The organism is Succinatimonas hippei YIT 12066, assembly GCF_000188195.1.
Lineage (GTDB): Bacteria > Pseudomonadota > Gammaproteobacteria > Enterobacterales > Succinivibrionaceae > Succinatimonas > Succinatimonas hippei.
Map to the genome: position 1 here is coordinate 1 of NZ_GL830943.1, position 793 is coordinate 793.

The 793-nt window shown below is 34.0% G+C and carries 1 protein-coding gene; it reads left to right on the forward strand.

Translation table 11 applies throughout. The features are described 5' to 3' along the window. Window positions 1-224 precede the first annotated feature (224 nt). On the forward strand, window positions 225-674 hold the full coding sequence (locus HMPREF9444_RS00395) for an Hsp20/alpha crystallin family protein (protein ID WP_009142314.1): 450 nt from the start codon (window positions 225-227) through the stop codon (window positions 672-674). Window positions 675-793: the final 119 nt, after the last annotated feature.

The following is a 793-nucleotide window of genomic DNA, read 5'->3' on the forward strand; positions in this document are numbered from 1 at the left end:
GAATCATCGGCATTTAGGCCGGTGAGGATGTCAACAATACGTACTTAATTAAAGACCGTAATATTCATTACATAGTGATAAAAATAAGAAATTAAAGATGATTTTTATAGTTGAAAAGAAAATTCATTTTACTTTAAAAAATAAAAAATGACCGCATATATGGAGGTGTAGAAAGTAAGGATAGCGCCATAAAGAAAAACAAAATAAGCGCTAAGGAGTTTAAGATGAATAATATGATTGATACTAAGAACAACAACCAAAAGAGAAATGCACCTGCTACTATTTGGGACTTAATGAGTCGCCCGTTAAGTGATTTTGATGATATGTTTCGTCCGCTTTCTGCAATGCAGGATGATTTTAAAGTCGATTTGAAAGATTGTGGTGATAAGTATGAATTGCATGCCGATATGCCCGGTGTTAAAAAGAAGGACATTGAGTTACGCTACGATAATGGCATTTTGTCAATAAAAGCAGAGCATCATACACATCAAAATATTAAAGATGAAGAGAGCGGATTTTTGATTCGTGAAAGATCGGCAGGTACTTTCAGCCGCTCAATAGCAATTGATGATGTTGATCCTAATGGAATCGAAGCTTCTTTTGACAATGGCACTTTGCAAGTAGAACTTAAGAAGATTGAGCGTAAGGCTGTTGGCAATATTGAAATTAAGTAAGGAATAATTAAAACAATAACCTCAGATAATCTGAAACTTAAATTAGATCGGCTGGGCTCTCTCAGCCGATTTTTTATTATTGTATTTCATAACCATGATCTTAAGGATCGCTAAAACTT

Coding starts and splice junctions, on each gene's coding strand:
- HMPREF9444_RS00395 (WP_009142314.1), top strand. CDS start 225: ATGAATAATATGATTGATACTAAGAACAACAACCAAAAGAGAAATGCA.